A 16,775-nucleotide genomic window follows, 5' to 3' on the forward strand; every position below is an offset into this window, starting at 1 on the left:
TGAAGAATAGGAAAGCTTTCTTAGTTAGGAGGTAAGAGATGAAAAATACGTTAAAGCTGATTTTCTTTATACTGCTATTGTTCGCATTATTTGTTTCGTTACGTATGTTTATTGATGTAGCATTTTATTCAGATGTGATTGGGATAAAAGATGTTTCGATTTTAGGTATTATCAGTATTTTATTTACAGTATCTGCGTTTTTAATTGGTTGCGTTATTTTCTTAGAAAATCGACATCCATCTAAAACACTTACATGGTTAATTGTTTTAGGAATTTTTCCGGTATTTGGATTCTTCGCTTATTTATTATTCGGACAAAATTTTCGGAGAAAAAGAATGTTCCAAAAGAAGGCGTTACTTGATGAACAAGCGTTTTTACAATATAAGGGGCATGAAGATTACGAAGAACGGATTTTACGCAATCATAAGCATCAAGAGCTGTTATTTCGTTTAGCGGATCGATTAGGTGCTTTAAATATTTCATTTCAAACTGAAACGAGGACATTAACAAATGGAGATGAAACGTTTCGGGCTATTTTAAATGGGTTAAAACGAGCGAAACATCACATTCATATGGAATATTACATTGTGCGTGATGATAAGTTAGGAACAGAAATTAAAGATATTTTAATACAAAAATCGAAAGAGGGCGTAGTCGTTCGTTTTTTGTATGATGCGGTTGGAAGTTTTAAATTATCAAAATCGTATATTGAAGAATTAAACGATGCAGGAGTCGAAATGATTCCGTTCTTCCCTGTACGCTTTCCGATTTTAAACGATAAAATTAATTATCGAAATCATCGAAAAATCGTTATTATTGATGGAAATGAAGGCTTTGTAGGTGGATTAAATATTGGTGATGAATATTTAGGGAAGGATAAGTACTTCGGCTTTTGGCGAGACACACATTTATATTTGCGTGGTGAAGCTGTACAAAGTTTGCAGCTTATTTTCCTTCAAGATTGGTTTTATATGACTGGTGAGGCTGTGCTAGCCCCTGAATATTTACAAGCAAAAGCAGTTGAGGGTGATCATTGGGGAGGAGTGCAGCTAGTTGCAGGTGGCCCCGATAATAAGTGGGAAACGATTAAGCATTTATATTTTGCAATGATCGCTTCTGCTCGAAAATCTATTTGGATTGCAACGCCGTATTTTATTCCGGATGATGATATTTTATCCGCATTAAAGGTTGCTGCACTTGCTGGTATTGATGTTCGTTTATTAATGCCGAGTAAACCGGATAAGCGGACTGTCTTTTACGCATCGAGATCGTACTTCCCAGAGCTTTTAGATGCAGGTGTAAAGATATATGAATATGAAAAAGGTTTTCTTCATAGTAAAGTTGTCATCGTCGATTCTGATTTAGCTTCAATTGGGACAGCTAATATGGATATGAGAAGTTTTCATTTGAATTTTGAAGTAAATGCCTTTTTATATGATACAGATAGCATTCGAAAACTTGTTCAAGACTTTAAAGATGATTTAGAAGAATCAAGTGAAATTCATGTTGATCATTTTCATAAAAGACGTCTTCATAGACGAATTGTTGAATCAACATACCGCTTATTATCACCTTTATTATAAAAAGAGATGTCCGAAATTGGGACATCTCTTTTTTAAAAGGAATTTGTAACAAATTGTAGAATATAAGGAGCTGAAAGGGTGTGATTACGATATTTATCGCTAAAAGAGAAAACGGAGAGAAAATTCATTTACTCTATAATTGTAATGAAAAGCTTTTGCGCCGTATGCGTCAACAAGAACGATTCTTTTGTGTAGCTTGTGGAAAGGAAGTGCAAATGAAATTAGGGAAACAAAAAAGTTGGCATTTTGCTCATAAAAAAGTGGATTCATGTCTTGCCTTTTATGAAGCGGAATCAACGTATCATATGCACGGTAAAGAATTGTTATATAGATGGTTCAAGCGTCAAAACTTTCAGGTGGATATAGAGTACTACCTTCCAGAAATTAAGCAACGACCAGATGTTTTTGTAGAGAGGGCGGGCAGAAAAATTGCAATTGAATACCAATGTGCAAACCTCGCTATAGAACAGCTGTACAAAAGAACATATTCGTATTGGCAAGCTGGTATACAGGTCATTTGGATCGTTGGTGGAAATCAATTGAAAAAGCAATCTGCATATTGGATGAAATTTTCCTCACTTATGGCTTTCTCCTTACAATCTTATCCTCAGCCACTTCTTATTTTCTTCTGTCCGAAACAAAAATCATTTATGAAATGTGCATTTGTCACTCCCTTTTCTACAAATGTTTTTTTCTCACATACTATATATTTACCAACTGATACGACTACTTTTGAAATGCTTTTTTCTCCCGTTCCTTTCGGGAAAGAAAGATTGGGTGAAGAGTGGGAGAAGAGAAAGAACTACTTCCGCAAAAATGCCCTGCCGATTTGGAATTATAATTATAAGTCATTATTACGCCTCTTATATCAATTTAAATGTACTCCAGCAAGCTTTCCTTCTGAAATTGGTGTTCCACTCCCTTCTGCATTTGCTTTACAAACAAACCCATTTATATGGCAAGCTTTCCTCTATATGAAGTGTATAGGGGAGCTTGCAGTGGGAGAGTGTATTTCTCTTCAATACGTGTGTAGTTATGCAAAAAGGTATACGAAAAGGCGGATACTTCCGTACTTTTCAAAGCACATATGGAAAGTGGCAGTTACTGAATATATGACATTTTTATGCTATATAGGTGTTTTGCGTAAAGCGGGAACTTATACGTACCGGAAAATAAGGGATGTCGTGGTGTTAAAAACAGAGGAGGAAATTATGAAACATGATGAGATTTGCTTAATACATGCGCTATCTTTATTTGAGGCAAATTTTAACATGAGAGCAGGAAAAGGGGATATAATAAAGAATGATTGTGAAGGAATTACATAAGAAAAAAACGAATTGTACTTAAGTAGAGATATTTAAAGGAGGGCTTAAAGAATGTCTGAACAAAACAAAGCGAAAGCATTACCAGATCGCAACGAGATTGAAGAAGCAAGTACGTGGCGCTTAGAAGATATCTTCCAAACGGACGCAGAATGGGAAAAAGAATTCCAAGCTATTAAAGAGCTATTGCCGAAGTTAACTGAATTTAAAGGGAAACTTGGTGACTCTGCGGACAATTTACTTGAGGCATTGCAATATGAAGATGAAATTTCAATGCGATTAGGTAAGTTATATACATATGCTCATATGCGTTACGATCAAGATACAACAAACTCTGTATATCAAGCATTAAATGATCGCGCAACAAATTTATATTCACAAGTATCTAGTAGCACAGCGTATATTGTGCCTGAAATTTTATCGATTTCAGAAGATACACTGCAAACATTCTTGAAGGAAAATAGAGATTTAAGTGTATATGAACATGCATTAGAAGAAATTACACGTCAACGCCCGCACGTCTTATCAGAAGCTGAGGAAGCTTTATTAGCGGAAGCATCTGAAGTAATGAGTTCATCAAGCAATACATTCGGTATGTTGAATAACGCGGATTTAAAATTCCCATCTATTAAAGGGGAAGACGGAGAAGAAATAGAAATTACACATGGCCGTTACATTCAGTTTTTAGAAAGTGATGATCCTCGTGTTCGCAAAGATGCATTTAAAGCTGTATATGAAACGTACGGAAAATTTAAAAACACATTCGCAAGTACGTTAAGCGGAGCAGTAAAACGTAATAATTTCAATGCGCGTGTTCGTAAATATGATTCTGCTCGCCAAGCTGCACTGAGCAATAATAATATTCCGGAAGCAGTATACGATCAACTCGTTGAAACAGTAAATGACAACTTACATTTATTACACCGTTATATCGATATTCGTAAGCGTGCACTAGGACTTGATGAGCTTCATATGTATGATTTATATACACCACTTGTACCAGAAGTGAAAATGAATGTGAAATACGAAGAAGCGCAAGACCTTTTATTAAAATCTTTAAACGTACTTGGTGATGAATATGTTGATATTTTGAAAGAGGCATATGAAAATCGCTGGGTAGATGTGTATGAGAATAAAGGAAAACGAAGCGGTGCATATTCATCTGGTGCATATGGAACAAATCCGTATATTTTAATGAACTGGCATGATAATGTAAATAATTTATTTACACTTGCTCATGAGTTTGGTCATTCGGTGCATAGTTACTATACAAGAAAAACACAACCGCACGTATATGGTGATTATTCCATCTTCGTAGCAGAAGTGGCATCTACTTGTAATGAAGCGCTTCTAAATGATTATTTATTAAAAACGACAGAAGATAAGAAAGAGCGTCTATATTTATTAAATCATTATTTAGAAGGGTTCCGTGGTACTGTATTCCGTCAAACGATGTTTGCAGAGTTTGAACATATTATTCATAAGAAAGTACAAGAAGGACATGCTGTTACGCCAGACATGCTAACGGAAATTTACTACGATTTAAATAAGAAATATTTCGGTGACGCTTTAGTAATCGACGAAGAGATTGGTTTAGAATGGTCTCGTATTCCACACTTCTACTACAACTATTACGTATATCAATACGCAACAGGATTTAGTGCAGCGACAGCTCTATCTAAACAGATTTTAGAAGAAGGACAACCAGCAGTAGAACGTTATATTAACGAGTTCTTAAAAGCAGGAAGCTCTGATTATCCAATTGAAGTGCTGAAAAAAGCAGGAGTAGATATGGCATCTCCTGAACCAGTAAAAGAGGCGCTACAAGTATTTGAAGAGAAATTAAATGAATTAGAAGCATTATTATTTGAAGAAAAGTAATGAAAAAAGACGAGGGATTGTATCCTCGTCTTTTTTGTTGAATAGATTTAATGTCGATATTTGTTGAAGAGAAAGGTGGATTCCTTTGTTTTTTCTAACTGAAAGGATAGCTTTACGGCTGATTTTTGAAATTAAAACCCTTTGAATCGTTTTTTATAATTGAAATAAGAGAGTGTGATAACGATGATTCCGAATAAAAGAGGTAAGGCAATAATTTTAGGAAAAGCTTGTAGTAGAGAGAGGATGTACAAGAAAAAAGAAACGATGACAGCTAGAAAGAGAAGAGCAATATAAGATTTTTTCATAAATAAACCCCCTAAATGACCTTTTTTATAGCTTATTCAAAAATGAAAACGTTTAGAATGTGACAAAAGTGTGAAATTCGACAAAAGGGGTTGTCATCTGACGTCGAATCTTGTAATATAATAAGCGTGAACGAATTCACATACAAACATATACCCCTTTGTTTGAACGTGAAAATTTCTCCCATCCCCTTTAATATTTTTATAAGCCGTAAAGAAGAAGACCTGGTGTTTACACCAGGTCTTTTTCTTTTGCTATCCATTTCCAATAACGTTCGCATTTTACTTCTATCATTTGTACTTTTCGTTTCAGTTGTAATTTTTTTAGTTCGCGTTCAATTTCTTGTTGCGGACAGTCATAAATAAATGCTACTTCTTTTGAAGATATAAATTGTGTTGCTTCTAGTAGCACTTCTAAAGGTGGTAATGGTTCTGGCTCAATTTCACATTTTACAAGTTCTTTCAATAATTGTACGTATACATCGTAGGAATAATTTCCAGCGATTTTAATACCTTCTTCATCTGAGTTCGCATGAAAAAAGACGAGGGAAGGTATTTCTGTAATATGCATTTCATTCGTGAATTTCAAGTCACATTGGAAAGCTTTTTTTGCACTAGCAGAATGTAGATCTTTTTTAAATTCTTCTACATCAATATTGCTATCTCTCGCACATGCAAGTAATAGTTCGCAATCAGGGTTTGATACATTTTCAAGGAAAATGTATTCTTGGAGTTTTCGCAAAAACTTCGAACCTGCTTTTCGGCCTTGCAACTCCGCTGCCTTAATTGCCATCGAAACTAAATATGGTGTTGACGATGCTTCTTGCATATGTACCTTTCCATCACATGAAAAACCTTGTAAACTGGTTGTCTTTTCCCACACAAATCGAATATTAGCAGGTTTATTCCATTTGTGTGAGGAAGCGTTCGTTCCATCCACTTTTCCTGTTACGATATGACGAATAGAGAAGTATTTCCCGTATTCAAGCCATAGTTTAATAATAAAAGGCTCAATTTCCCAGCAATCTTTACAAAGTGGATCAATAAATAAATATGCTTCTACAGACTTATGCTCGCATGCGGAAGGAGATGGCATATTTATATGCTTTGCTTCCTGCTTATCCATTACACTTCACCTGTTTCGTTTGGAGTATTAACCATATGCTGAGCGGTTAATGCTAAACGTTCAAAAACAAACTCTCTTATATGACCATGCACTCCAGTATCATCCATTGCTTGCTCCATACATGATAGCCAAGCCTCTGCTCGTTTTGGGGTAATCTCAAACGGGAGATGGCGTGCTCTTAACATAGGATGCCCATGTTCTTCAGTGTACAAATTAGGACCACCTAAATATTGTGTTAAAAATTGCTTCTGCTTCCTAGCGGTTTCTGTTAAATCTTCCGGGAAGATGGGAGATAAGTCAGGGTGTTTACTGACATAGGAATAAAATGTATCTACTAATATTGCAATGCATTGTTCACCGCCAATTGCTTCAAATGGTGTCATCGGTTGCTTGCTCATCCTTTATAAACTCCTTTTTCCATGAAATGTATATCTATTGTAGCAATGGAATGTTCGAGAGGGCAAATAAACAGACTTCTCAAAGATTCTTTGCTTATTCTACGGGTGTAACCTTTTTTAGTGAGATGTATCCACTAGTGAAACATATTCACTAGTGGAATTTTCACTTTAGCGTGCTTTGTTTTGTTTGGCAAGGAAAAAGCGTTTTACTTTGTTATTTGTATGGCGAACAGGTATGTTATGTTGCGTTAATAAATCAATAAATGCAGCTTTTCCTGTTTCTTCATCTTGCACTTCAAATTCAATTTCATAATCATCGTGATTGTAATAGAAACTATGATCAAAGACAAGCGTTCCGCCTTTAAATAATGTTTCTGCTCTTTCTGTTGTTAAACTACCCATATATGTTAAAGCAGAAACAGGAATTTGTAATTTGTGTAATTGATCTACTACTGCTCCTTGAATGATTGTGTTTGTTTCCATCATCATTTTTGCTTCGTCTTCTGTTACGACTTGATGCGTTTCTAATAAACCGATTTCTGCAGGTTGTTTCAACGTTAACGTATAAGTTTCTCCTTTATGACGAATACGAAGTGCAGAGCCAGCTTCTTTTAACGAGAAGTCAGGTGTTTCAAAGTAGTGATTCACTTGTTTTGTAAATGCTTCAATAGAAAACGATTTACATAATGTATCGAATTCTTCTTTTGTAACGATATTTTTGAATTCAATTTCAATTTCTTGTGTCATTGTATAATCTCCTTTTGAAAAATAATTCTTTACACATTATCGCTTTTTCATAAATTTGGTTCAATGTTTTATTTGTTTGCGTCCATGTTATGATACAATAATACTGTTAAGTAAGACAGGAAGTTGAGATGGAGGAGTTAGAGCATGCAAAATAAAATCCAAGTTAAGAGCGTAGAAAAGAGAGAGAATGCTCTTATTTTTTGTGCGGAAAATAGTGAAATAGAGGTAAAGGAGTTAAGTGCACGTAATCATGTACTTGTAGACTCAGACAATTTATCATTTTTATATATCTTAGAAAACGAATCATCTTTCATTTATGTAAGTATTCCGCACACATGCTGGGAAGCAATGCATGAAGCGATGAATAACGATGTGGTTATGTTCGTTCGTGTGAATGAAATTGAAATGGAATTAGAAGGATTAAAAGAAGAAGTAGAATATTTAGTTGAAAATATTGAAGGTAATGCAAATTACGGAGAAGAACTAGTAACTGCTGTAGAAAAAGTATTTCTATAAGCAAATGGATTGATTTTGGTGGTGGTTGAAATGAATCGAAATTGGGAAGAATTTTTAGCACCTTACCACCAAGCGGTGGCAGAGCTGAAAGTGAAACTAAAAGGAATGCGTACTCAATTTACAATGTTAACAGAGCATTCTCCAATTGAGTTTGTAACAGGAAGGGTAAAGTCGGTTCCAAGTATTATTGATAAAGCGGAGAAGAGAAATGTACCGCTGAACCGGCTGAGAGAAGATATGCAAGATATCGCGGGCCTTCGAATGATGTGTCAATTTGTTGATGAGATTAAGCCTGTTGTAGAATATCTTCGAAAACGAAATGACTTTGAAATCGTGGAAGAACGTGATTATGTCACGCAGAAGAAAGATAGCGGTTATCGTTCTTATCACGTTGTCATTAGTTACCCAGTCCAAACGATTCAGGGTGAACAAAAAGTATTGGTAGAAATCCAAATACGCACGCTAGCAATGAATTTTTGGGCAACAATTGAGCATTCTTTAAATTATAAATATAGTGGACGTTTTCCTGAAGATATTAAAATACGCTTGCAACGCGCAGCAGAAGCAGCATTTTTATTAGATGAAGAAATGTCTTCTATCCGTCTTGAAATTCAAGAAGCGCAGAAAGCTTTTTCAAGAAAGCAAGAAACGAAAGATTCCGAATCATAAACTAAAGGGTGTTGTGCGATGAAATTTACAATTATGTCAAAGGGAGATCAATCATCAGATGCACTGGCAAGCACGATGAAAGAATACTTGCTAGATTTCGGATTTATAATGGATGAAAAGGAACCCGATATTGTAATTTCTGTTGGGGGAGATGGAACGCTTTTATATGCATTTCATCGTTATTATGATCGATTGGCTGAAACGGCATTTGTTGGTGTACATACAGGACATCTAGGTTTCTATGCAGATTGGTTACCGACAGAAGTAGAGAAATTAGTAATTGCAATTGCAAAAACACCATTCCAAGTGGTGGAATATCCGCTTTTAGAAGTTATTATTCGCTATGTGAATGGAAGTAAAGAGTCACAGTATTTAGCGATGAATGAGGCGACTGTAAAAAGTGCAGAAGGTACATTAGTAACAGAAGTAGAAATACGCGGAGAATATTTTGAAACATTCCGCGGAGACGGCCTTTGTATCTCTACTCCTTCAGGAAGTACCGCGTATAATAAAGCGCTTGGCGGAGCGATTATTCACCCATCTATTGAAGCGATACAAATTGCAGAAATGGCGTCCATTAACAATCGTGTATTTCGTACTGTAGGATCGCCGCTCGTATTGCCGAAGCATCATACATGTGTGTTAAAGCCAGCTGCAGGAATGAACTTACAAATTACAGTGGATCATTTAACGATGGTTCATCAAGATGTGAAATCAATCCAGTATCGCGTCGCAAACGAGAAAGTACGATTTGTTCGTTTCCGTCCATTCCCGTTCTGGAAACGAGTTCGTGACTCGTTTGTTGCAGATAAATAGAAAGGGTTATATATTTGAACAGATTTACATTGAAATGGGATATAGGGCCGGCTGAAGAGGGAACTTTAGTTAGGGAATTTTTGAAAACGAAAGGCGTTTCTAAAGCCGCTTTAACGGATATAAAGTTTCACGGCGGGGCAATTGAAGTAAATGGTCAACATGCGAGTGTTCGTCATCAGTTGCGTGCTGGTGAAGAATTACGTGTCTTTTTTCCAGTTGAGGAAAGAAGTGAAGGGATGATGGCAGAAGATATCCCTTTAAGCATTGTATATGAAGATGACGCGGTTCTTATCATTAATAAAGAGGCGAACATGTCAACGATTCCGTCTAGAGAACATCCGACAAGGAGTGTTGCAAATGCGCTTTTATCTCATTATGATAAGCAGCACCTTGCAAGTACAGTGCACATCGTAACACGTTTAGATCGTGATACTTCGGGGCTTATGCTTATTGCAAAAAATCGTTTCGTGCATCATCTTTTATCGAAGCAGCATCAACAAAAAGCTGTGAAACGAACGTATGAAGCAATTGTTCACGGAAGGATTGTAGAACGAGAAGGAATGATTGATGCACCAATTGGTCGAAAATCTGATAGCATTATTGAGCGAACGGTTTGTGAGGATGGACAAAGGGCAGTTACTCATTTTAAGGTAATTGATAGTACATATCATAAGACACATGTAGCGCTTGAGCTTGAGACAGGAAGAACGCATCAAATTCGTGTGCATATGGCTCATATAGGACATCCGTTACTTGGTGATAGCTTATATGGAGGGAGAAGGGATGAAATGAAACGGCAAGCACTTCATAGTAAATCTTTGACGTTTTATCATCCTATTTTAGAGAAAGAGATGTCTTTCACTATAAAGCTTCCAAGCGATATGCAAGAAGTGTTGCGGCATACTTAAAAAGGGAACAAAATTCTTATATTATAAAGAATTTTGTTCCCTTTTTTCTTAGCGGAATAATATTAAAATTTGGTTTTCACCCGTACGCTTTATAACGAAAAATCCACTTTCGGCTTTTGTAGCAATGCCATTGTCATTTGGACGACAATATCCATGTGCTTCGCAAGTGCCGTCATCATGTACTAACATTTGTCCAATTAATCCGACAGGAAGCCACTCGGCGCGATCTTTTCTTGCTACATATTTGCAAGTTGGATCCCATTCTGTATTTAAAAGAGGTTGTATTTCTTCGGCTTCCGTCCATACATATTGGCGTTTTCCAAAGTTATCTGTTTTATAACGTTTTTGCCAACTTAAAGCCCCGCTATTTCCTATAAGGGCAGGGGTTGCACTAGATATTCCTAAAATGAACGAATCGCGTGAAGTAGCTATCCGAATTTTTTCTTCGTTACTAAATGTAACGAAATAACCGACATCAATAGGTTTATAACCTTCGGTTTCAAACATTTGTGCAAAATCCGTTCCGCTTGCATTGTAAGACGCGCCCTCAATGTACATTTCTCCATTATGAGCAAGCCATTTAGCCCCGATATTATGGTCGGTGTCGCTTACACCATTTGCAATAAACCAAGAATAAGCTTCTTCTGCAGTGCCGAAGCGCCCCATAATATGGCTACCTGCAAAATGAGCTGTTGATGTATGATGACCTTCCGCATGAGAAGAGGATCCGTTAGCAATAGTTGCGTTTCCTTCTGCGTGTGCTGCTTCGCCTAAAGCAATTGTCTGTTTACCCTCCGCATGAGAATAAGCCCCGCCTGCTGTCGTTTCACTTCCCTCACTATGCGAACTATGTCCAGTTGCTTTTGAGTTTGATCCTTCTGCATGAGAGAAAGAACCTTTTGCGTGTGTTAATAAGCCTTCCGCATGTGCTGCCATGCCCTCCGCATGAGAGTGAAGCCCCTCTGCATATGCATATCGGCCGCCCCTTTTAACTTTTGTATTTTCAGGTGTAGGTGTCTCAATTATGAGTGGTTTTTCAATTTGTATATCATTCGATGAAGCTAATGCTTCTTTTATTTTTTTTACTTTGTTTATAATAGCAGCTGGAATTTCTGGTTCCACTTTTTTATTCATTGCTACAGAAATATTTTCTTCCGTCTTTTCTTCTGTTTGGTTAGAATGTAGTATCTGTTCATCTTGATTTGAAAGCTGTTTATTTTTTTGTTGCATCTTTATTTTTCTGCGATCGATTATGCGGCTCATCACAGCATTTTCTAAAGAGACATATGTTGGTTTTACTTTGCTTTTTTTTGATGACTCTTGTTCTTCCAGTTCTTCTATCGCTGCAGCCCGAATACTACACCAGTTGTTAATTCCGTACATGGGCAGATATAAAGGGGGAAATTTTCTTTTTTGTTTAGAAGATTTTTTCTTCATTCTGTCACCTCCTGCGACATTATATGTAGTGTAATTAAAAAAAGATGCACTTTATTGCATCTTTTTTTAATTACTTTACCTAGTTTCATATGAAATCTGCCTAAATAATGCTAAGTAAGGTAGTTATGAAATTGGACGGAATTTCTCAGCGACAAAAGGTAAAGAAGAAGGGACAGAGATAGTCTCCATTTCAGGATAACGTAATCCGGTTAATTTGCCACCAAATACAGCACCAGTATCAATATTGACTGTCTGATTGACGAATCGAGGTTCTTTTACTGGTGTATGTCCATATACAATCCAAGCTTGTCCCTTGTATTCTTGCGCCCAATCGCGACGGACCGGTGAGCCATCGGCATGCTTTTCTCCTGTAATATCGCCATATAATACAAAGGTTTGTACTTTTTTATCTCGTCTTCCTATGTAATCTTGCCGAATCCCAGCGTGACATACGATTACTCTTTTTTCGTCTAGTATGTGGTAGAGTGGTGATTGTTCATAAAGAGTGATAAACTTTTCTTTTATAATGTTTTGCTTATGAGAAGGAAGTGCCTCATATTCAGCAACAGTTGTTTCAAGTCCGTGAGCGACTGTTACATTACGCCCAAGGAAAAATCGATATAGTTTATTACAGTGATTTCCAGGAGCGTAATAAGCTTCTTTTTTATGTATGACAAGTTCCCATACAATTTCAATCATACGTAATGAATGAGGACCACGGTCTGTAATATCGCCAACGAATGCAAGTTTGCGTTGGTCAGGGTGAACCGGTAGACCGCTACTCCAGTTATATCCTAGCTTCTCTGTTAAATTTTGAAACTCTTGGAAACATCCATGAATATCTCCTATAATGTCATATTTCATATTTAAACCTCCATCGTATTTTTCATTAGTATATCTAAAAAAGGATAGAGATAAAAATATAGCGTTTTTGTGTTGTTCATTTAAACATAAAGATTTTCGTTCTTGAGCGAACATTTAAAATGAACCCAATCGCAATCATGTATGTAAGCAGTGAACTTCCTCCGTAGCTCATAAGAGGTAATGTTATCCCTGTAATGGGAAGTAATCCGATTGTCATCCCGATATTTTGGAATACTTGGAAAGTAAACATTCCGATTGTACCAGCGCAAATGTAACTACCAAAAGGGTCATTACTTTCTAAAGCAATATGAATCATTCGAAAAATGAGTAAGAAAAAAAGAGAAATAATGACACTTGCGCCTAGAAATCCAAATTGTTCAGCGACATTAGTGAAAATAAAATCTGTATGTGGTTCTGGAAAATATACTTGTCCATTTTCCCACCCTTTTCCTTGCATTTCTCCGGATCCAGTCGCTAAGAATGCTTGTCTTAATTGATATCCTTGTGCATCATATTTGTAAGGTGCTAACCATCCGTAGAAGCGATTTAATTGATATTCTTTTAAAATATGTGCTTTAAAGAAATCTGTGTGAGTAAAAAAAATATATATTAATGTAGATCCAGCCACGAAAGTAGCTGAAACTAATCCGAAAATAAAACGCCATCGTATGCCAGAAACTAGTATCATTGCTGCAAGCATCGCTGAAATGACCATTGTATTTCCTAAATCTGGTTCCTTTGCGATCAGTAGTAGTGGTGGCAAACTTGTTGCAAATATTTTTCCAAGTAGTAAAAAATCGTCATGTATTGTTTGGAGAAAATATTTCTCATTATGGTTTGCTATAATTCGTCCAATGACGATAATTAAAAATAATTTCATAATTTCAGAAGGCTGAAAATTTCCGATGCCTGGGAGCCTGTACCAAGCTGTAGCGCCTTTAATTGTAACGGCACCTGGTACTTGAAGTTCTAGTCCAATAAGTAGTACCATTGCAAAGCTGTACAAATACCAAGCGATTTTTTGATAACGGTCGAAATCGATAATCATAATAACACCAATGGCTATAAATCCAATGAAATACCATTGGATTTGTTTTAGTACAAAATTGACGTTTTGTAAAAATGGCGGTAAAGAGGCTTGCGCACTTGCAATAGCACAACAACTAACAATCCCAATGGCAAATAAAATAAATAGTAATACGTAGTCTATTTGATATTGAGAATTTGGATCTTTCAATGTAGGTATTCCTTTCTACTGCTCTTTATAGTAATGGATTTTATCCCGCATTAATGGGCAGTAAGACCCCCACCTCAAAATTCAGCGAAAGCGAGGAAGTTCGGTGGGGGATCAACTGCCCGTAAAAGCCCGATTGGTGAGAGCTGATTAAAGTTTCACTTTATAGTATGAGAAAGAATGTATGAACTATACAAATAATTCACATATAGTCCATACACTTTTGATTTTGCAGAGTAGTTTAATTGTTTAACTCTTTAATAATTATATCCAAACAATGGGAAAGACGTACATGTGCGTCAGGAAAAATATCTAGTTGATGAAGATAGTATTTTAAGGAACTTTTACACCATTGGTAAGCACTAAGTAGAGCTGCTCTATAGTCCGTAGTATTTTGTAAAAAGCCATATTCTTTTGCTGTTATAACAAGGTGTGTGAAATCTTCACAACCTTGAAGGAGCTTATTGTGTATTTGTTGTCCAGCATGGTAGCGAAATTGACTTAAAGGCTCAGAAATGTATATTGCATTTCCTTTAGAAAGTAAAGAAATCCATGAGGCCATATCAACACTACAAGAATATTGTCGCTCTTTAAGGGTGCCAAAAGGTTCAGTGAGCAATTCCTTTCGGAACAAAGTAGTTGTAGGCTCACCGATAATGTTGTGTCCGCCCTTTAACATCCAATTACCTAAAAATATCCCGTTTAATGGGGTATCTTCACTATATAACCTTTGTGTTGGATGGGAATCACCTATTAGATTTCCATGATCATCAATACGTACTCGATAAGAAGTAACAAGAGCAAGGTTTTTATTGGGATCTTGCTCAAAATAGGCCATCATTTTTTGTATTTTATGCTTATAAAACACGTCATCGTCCATTAAAAAATTTATATACTCACCATTTGATTTTTCTATGAGCATAAGGTCATTGTGAAATTGTCCTAGAGTAGGGATATTTCGAATGTATGTTATATTTTTATAATTTGGTAAGTATTGTTCACGTATTAAAGTTGCTGTTTCATCATTTGTACTATCATCTCCGATGATGATTTCAATATTAGAATAAGTTTGTGCCAATGCACTTTCTAGAGCAATTTTGAAATAATGAGGCCGATTATAAGTGGGAATAAGGATGGAAACGAGAGGTGGATTTTTTTCATTCATCATACATAACTTCCTTTCAGAAGCTTTTTTTTGTAAGAACAATATCTTGGTAACTTGTATATTCATGTCTGCCGCACCATAAACCGTAATGCGGCTTATTGATTATTTCTAGGCCGTACTTATTCAATAGATTGCAAATATCTGTCTCAGGATAAGCAACTGCGAAATTCGGAATATCTTTATTTACAACGTAGCAATTTTCGATTCGATGATAAAAACCTAATGTACTTTGTCCTGCATTTAAATAATAGGCCGATTCAGGATTTATAAGAAAGAATGTAATGAAACATCTCCCGTCTTTTTTTAATACACGTACAATTTCAGATACGTAATGTTCTAATTCTTTTGGGAGAAGATGCGTAAATACAGAAGTTAAAAAGATAAAATCGAATGTCCCGTCTTCATAGGGAAAACGATATTGAGAGGCATCTTCTTTTCCTTCTGGATTATAGAATTGATTGTATATGTCAACATGTTCAAAGTGAAAATTATTACGCATAGTTGAAATATTATTTTGACACCAAGTAATTCCATCTTTAAACAAATCAAATCCATAATACGCTCCATCATCATGTAAGTAATTCAATAATGGTACAGCCATTCGGCCGACGCCGCAGCCTACATCTAATACTTTTTCATTTGGTTTTAAAGCGCCAATTTGAATAAAATGCTTTAGGAACTCTTTTCCAACTTTTTTGAAGTCGCCACCTACATATTGGACGAGTTCAGGAGGGGGGAGTAAAGTCATTTCTTTGTTAAGTTCACTCATGAGTATACCCCTTTCTTGTATGAGAAGATGCAGTAAATCTATTAATAAAATTTTTAATTTGTAGTGAGAGAACACAGGAAAACAATTGTTATATGTAAGGAGATTCCGAAAAAGAATACTTAATTGGATTAGAAGTGAGAGAAGGATGAGTGAAAATGAAATCTCCTATAGATTAAATCTTTTTTATTCTTTTCTCCAATAAACGCCAAATACATCAATTTTAGTAATAGGGGCTTTTAAATTTCGTTGGTTTCTAAAGTCTGTCACAGCCTCAGCGCATGGCGGTAGCCCGTAGTCATCGATAATTATATAGCCACCTTTAGAAACTTTATCATATAAGTTCACGAGACCATCCATTGTGGATTCGTACATATCACCATCAAGCCGTGCAATTGCTATTTTTTCAATTGGTGCTGTTGGTAAAGTATCTTTAAACCAGCCTTTTAAAAATTTCACTTGATCATTTAGTAAATCATATTTTTTGAAATTCTCTTGTACTTGTTCTAAAGAGACGCGTAAGTAATCGAATGTGTGCAAATAATCACCGTAATCTTTTGGATATTGTTCTAGATTCGGTGCTGGCAAACCTTCAAATGAATCAGCGACCCACACATTACGATTCGTAATGTTGTTTGCTTGTAAAAAACCATTCATAAAAATGCACGATCCTCCGCGCCATACACCTGTTTCAATAAAATCTCCCTCTATATTTTCACGAACAACAGTTTCCATTGCCTCTTGTAATTGGTTCATACGTTCTCGACCGATCATGCTATGTGCTGCTCTTGGCCAATCCATTCCATCATGGCGTTCACTTTTTGAAACATTTGGTTTTACAATTTTTAAGTTATGGTTTTCAGCATATTGCTTAATGAATAAAGGGAGGGGGACTGTAACTGGCTCGAATTCTAGTTCTTTCGAAATATGTAGAGATGCGGGTAAGTATGCCTCATATTCTAACCATATTTCAAATAAAATGGTCTTCTTTAGCAATTCGAGATAAAGCTGAACAGCAGATTTACTTTCCATATTTGTGCC

Annotated in this window: 17 protein-coding genes; 7 read left to right on the forward strand and 10 right to left on the reverse strand. The window is 36.0% G+C overall.

Annotation, left to right across the window (positions count from 1 at the left end; translation table 11 throughout):
* Nucleotides 1-38 precede the first annotated feature (38 nt).
* The 3 genes from NST27_RS06065 to pepF all read left to right on the forward strand — a co-directional run bounded on the left by NST27_RS06065 (nucleotide 39) and on the right by pepF (nucleotide 4,786).
* The gene (locus NST27_RS06065; protein WP_000799192.1) at nucleotides 39-1,583 is read left to right on the forward strand and encodes a cardiolipin synthase; all 1,545 of its coding nucleotides are present in this window, start codon (nucleotides 39-41) and stop codon (nucleotides 1,581-1,583) included.
* An 80-nt stretch (nucleotides 1,584-1,663) separates the two neighbouring features.
* Nucleotides 1,664-2,908 (forward strand): competence protein CoiA, encoded by a 1,245-nt coding sequence (locus NST27_RS06070; protein ID WP_000628329.1) that lies wholly within the window; start codon nucleotides 1,664-1,666, stop codon nucleotides 2,906-2,908.
* Between the two features lie 51 nt (nucleotides 2,909-2,959).
* Nucleotides 2,960-4,786 carry an oligoendopeptidase F gene (pepF, locus tag NST27_RS06075; protein ID WP_000003348.1) on the forward strand — a complete coding sequence of 609 codons (1,827 nt, stop codon included), beginning with the start codon at nucleotides 2,960-2,962 and terminating at the stop codon, nucleotides 4,784-4,786.
* Nucleotides 4,787-4,917: 131 nt separating this feature from the next.
* On the opposite strand, the gene NST27_RS06080 is transcribed toward pepF, so the two are convergent.
* The 4 genes from NST27_RS06080 to NST27_RS06095 all read right to left on the reverse strand — a co-directional run bounded on the left by NST27_RS06080 (nucleotide 4,918) and on the right by NST27_RS06095 (nucleotide 7,359).
* On the reverse strand, nucleotides 4,918-5,091 hold the full coding sequence (locus NST27_RS06080) for a hypothetical protein (RefSeq protein ID WP_000750355.1): 174 nt from the start codon (nucleotides 5,089-5,091) through the stop codon (nucleotides 4,918-4,920).
* Nucleotides 5,092-5,320: 229 nt separating this feature from the next.
* The gene (locus tag NST27_RS06085; protein ID WP_000360656.1) at nucleotides 5,321-6,214 is read right to left on the reverse strand and encodes a ClpXP adapter SpxH family protein; all 894 of its coding nucleotides are present in this window, start codon (nucleotides 6,212-6,214) and stop codon (nucleotides 5,321-5,323) included.
* Complete coding sequence (locus NST27_RS06090) at nucleotides 6,214-6,612, reverse strand: globin domain-containing protein (protein ID WP_000043386.1); 399 nt, start codon at nucleotides 6,610-6,612, stop codon at nucleotides 6,214-6,216. The genes NST27_RS06085 and NST27_RS06090 overlap by 1 nt, the downstream gene beginning before the upstream one ends.
* A gap of 168 nt (nucleotides 6,613-6,780) precedes the next feature.
* Nucleotides 6,781-7,359 (reverse strand): CYTH domain-containing protein, encoded by a 579-nt coding sequence (locus NST27_RS06095; protein WP_000191120.1) that lies wholly within the window; start codon nucleotides 7,357-7,359, stop codon nucleotides 6,781-6,783.
* A 144-nt stretch (nucleotides 7,360-7,503) separates the two neighbouring features.
* Here NST27_RS06095 and NST27_RS06100 point away from each other — a divergent pair, with 144 nt between their 5' ends.
* Genes NST27_RS06100 through NST27_RS06115 form a run of 4 tightly spaced genes read left to right on the forward strand, consistent with a single transcriptional unit; the run spans nucleotide 7,504 to nucleotide 10,268 of the window.
* Nucleotides 7,504-7,875 carry a UPF0738 family protein gene (locus tag NST27_RS06100; protein WP_001180004.1) on the forward strand — a complete coding sequence of 124 codons (372 nt, stop codon included), beginning with the start codon at nucleotides 7,504-7,506 and terminating at the stop codon, nucleotides 7,873-7,875.
* A 30-nt stretch (nucleotides 7,876-7,905) separates the two neighbouring features.
* Complete coding sequence (locus NST27_RS06105; protein ID WP_001081489.1) at nucleotides 7,906-8,544, forward strand: GTP pyrophosphokinase; 639 nt, start codon at nucleotides 7,906-7,908, stop codon at nucleotides 8,542-8,544.
* A gap of 18 nt (nucleotides 8,545-8,562) precedes the next feature.
* The gene (locus NST27_RS06110; RefSeq protein WP_000673182.1) at nucleotides 8,563-9,360 is read left to right on the forward strand and encodes an NAD kinase; all 798 of its coding nucleotides are present in this window, start codon (nucleotides 8,563-8,565) and stop codon (nucleotides 9,358-9,360) included.
* Nucleotides 9,361-9,374: 14 nt separating this feature from the next.
* Nucleotides 9,375-10,268, forward strand: a complete 894-nt coding sequence (locus NST27_RS06115) for an RluA family pseudouridine synthase (RefSeq protein ID WP_001079141.1) — start codon at nucleotides 9,375-9,377, stop codon at nucleotides 10,266-10,268.
* 48 nt (nucleotides 10,269-10,316) lie between these two features.
* On the opposite strand, the gene NST27_RS06120 is transcribed toward NST27_RS06115, so the two are convergent.
* The 6 genes from NST27_RS06120 to NST27_RS06145 all read right to left on the reverse strand — a co-directional run bounded on the left by NST27_RS06120 (nucleotide 10,317) and on the right by NST27_RS06145 (nucleotide 16,766).
* Complete coding sequence (locus tag NST27_RS06120) at nucleotides 10,317-11,705, reverse strand: peptidase G2 autoproteolytic cleavage domain-containing protein (RefSeq protein WP_000730514.1); 1,389 nt, start codon at nucleotides 11,703-11,705, stop codon at nucleotides 10,317-10,319.
* A gap of 123 nt (nucleotides 11,706-11,828) precedes the next feature.
* Nucleotides 11,829-12,569 carry a bis(5'-nucleosyl)-tetraphosphatase PrpE gene (gene prpE, locus NST27_RS06125; RefSeq protein WP_000872699.1) on the reverse strand — a complete coding sequence of 247 codons (741 nt, stop codon included), beginning with the start codon at nucleotides 12,567-12,569 and terminating at the stop codon, nucleotides 11,829-11,831.
* A 76-nt stretch (nucleotides 12,570-12,645) separates the two neighbouring features.
* Nucleotides 12,646-13,806: an FtsW/RodA/SpoVE family cell cycle protein gene (locus NST27_RS06130; protein WP_000654697.1), complete on the reverse strand. Its 1,161-nt coding sequence runs from the start codon at nucleotides 13,804-13,806 to the stop codon at nucleotides 12,646-12,648.
* Nucleotides 13,807-14,044: 238 nt separating this feature from the next.
* Nucleotides 14,045-14,971 (reverse strand): glycosyltransferase family 2 protein, encoded by a 927-nt coding sequence (locus NST27_RS06135; RefSeq protein ID WP_009327247.1) that lies wholly within the window; start codon nucleotides 14,969-14,971, stop codon nucleotides 14,045-14,047.
* 13 nt (nucleotides 14,972-14,984) lie between these two features.
* A complete protein-coding gene (locus NST27_RS06140) occupies nucleotides 14,985-15,737 on the reverse strand; it encodes a class I SAM-dependent methyltransferase (RefSeq protein ID WP_001292835.1) in 753 nt (250 codons plus the stop codon).
* 183 nt (nucleotides 15,738-15,920) lie between these two features.
* Nucleotides 15,921-16,766 carry a TylF/MycF family methyltransferase gene (locus NST27_RS06145; protein ID WP_000444386.1) on the reverse strand — a complete coding sequence of 282 codons (846 nt, stop codon included), beginning with the start codon at nucleotides 16,764-16,766 and terminating at the stop codon, nucleotides 15,921-15,923.
* Nucleotides 16,767-16,775: the final 9 nt, after the last annotated feature.

It is taken from the genome of Bacillus sp. FSL W8-0770, assembly GCF_038008705.1.
Taxonomy (GTDB): Bacteria; Bacillota; Bacilli; order Bacillales; family Bacillaceae_G; genus Bacillus_A; species Bacillus_A cereus.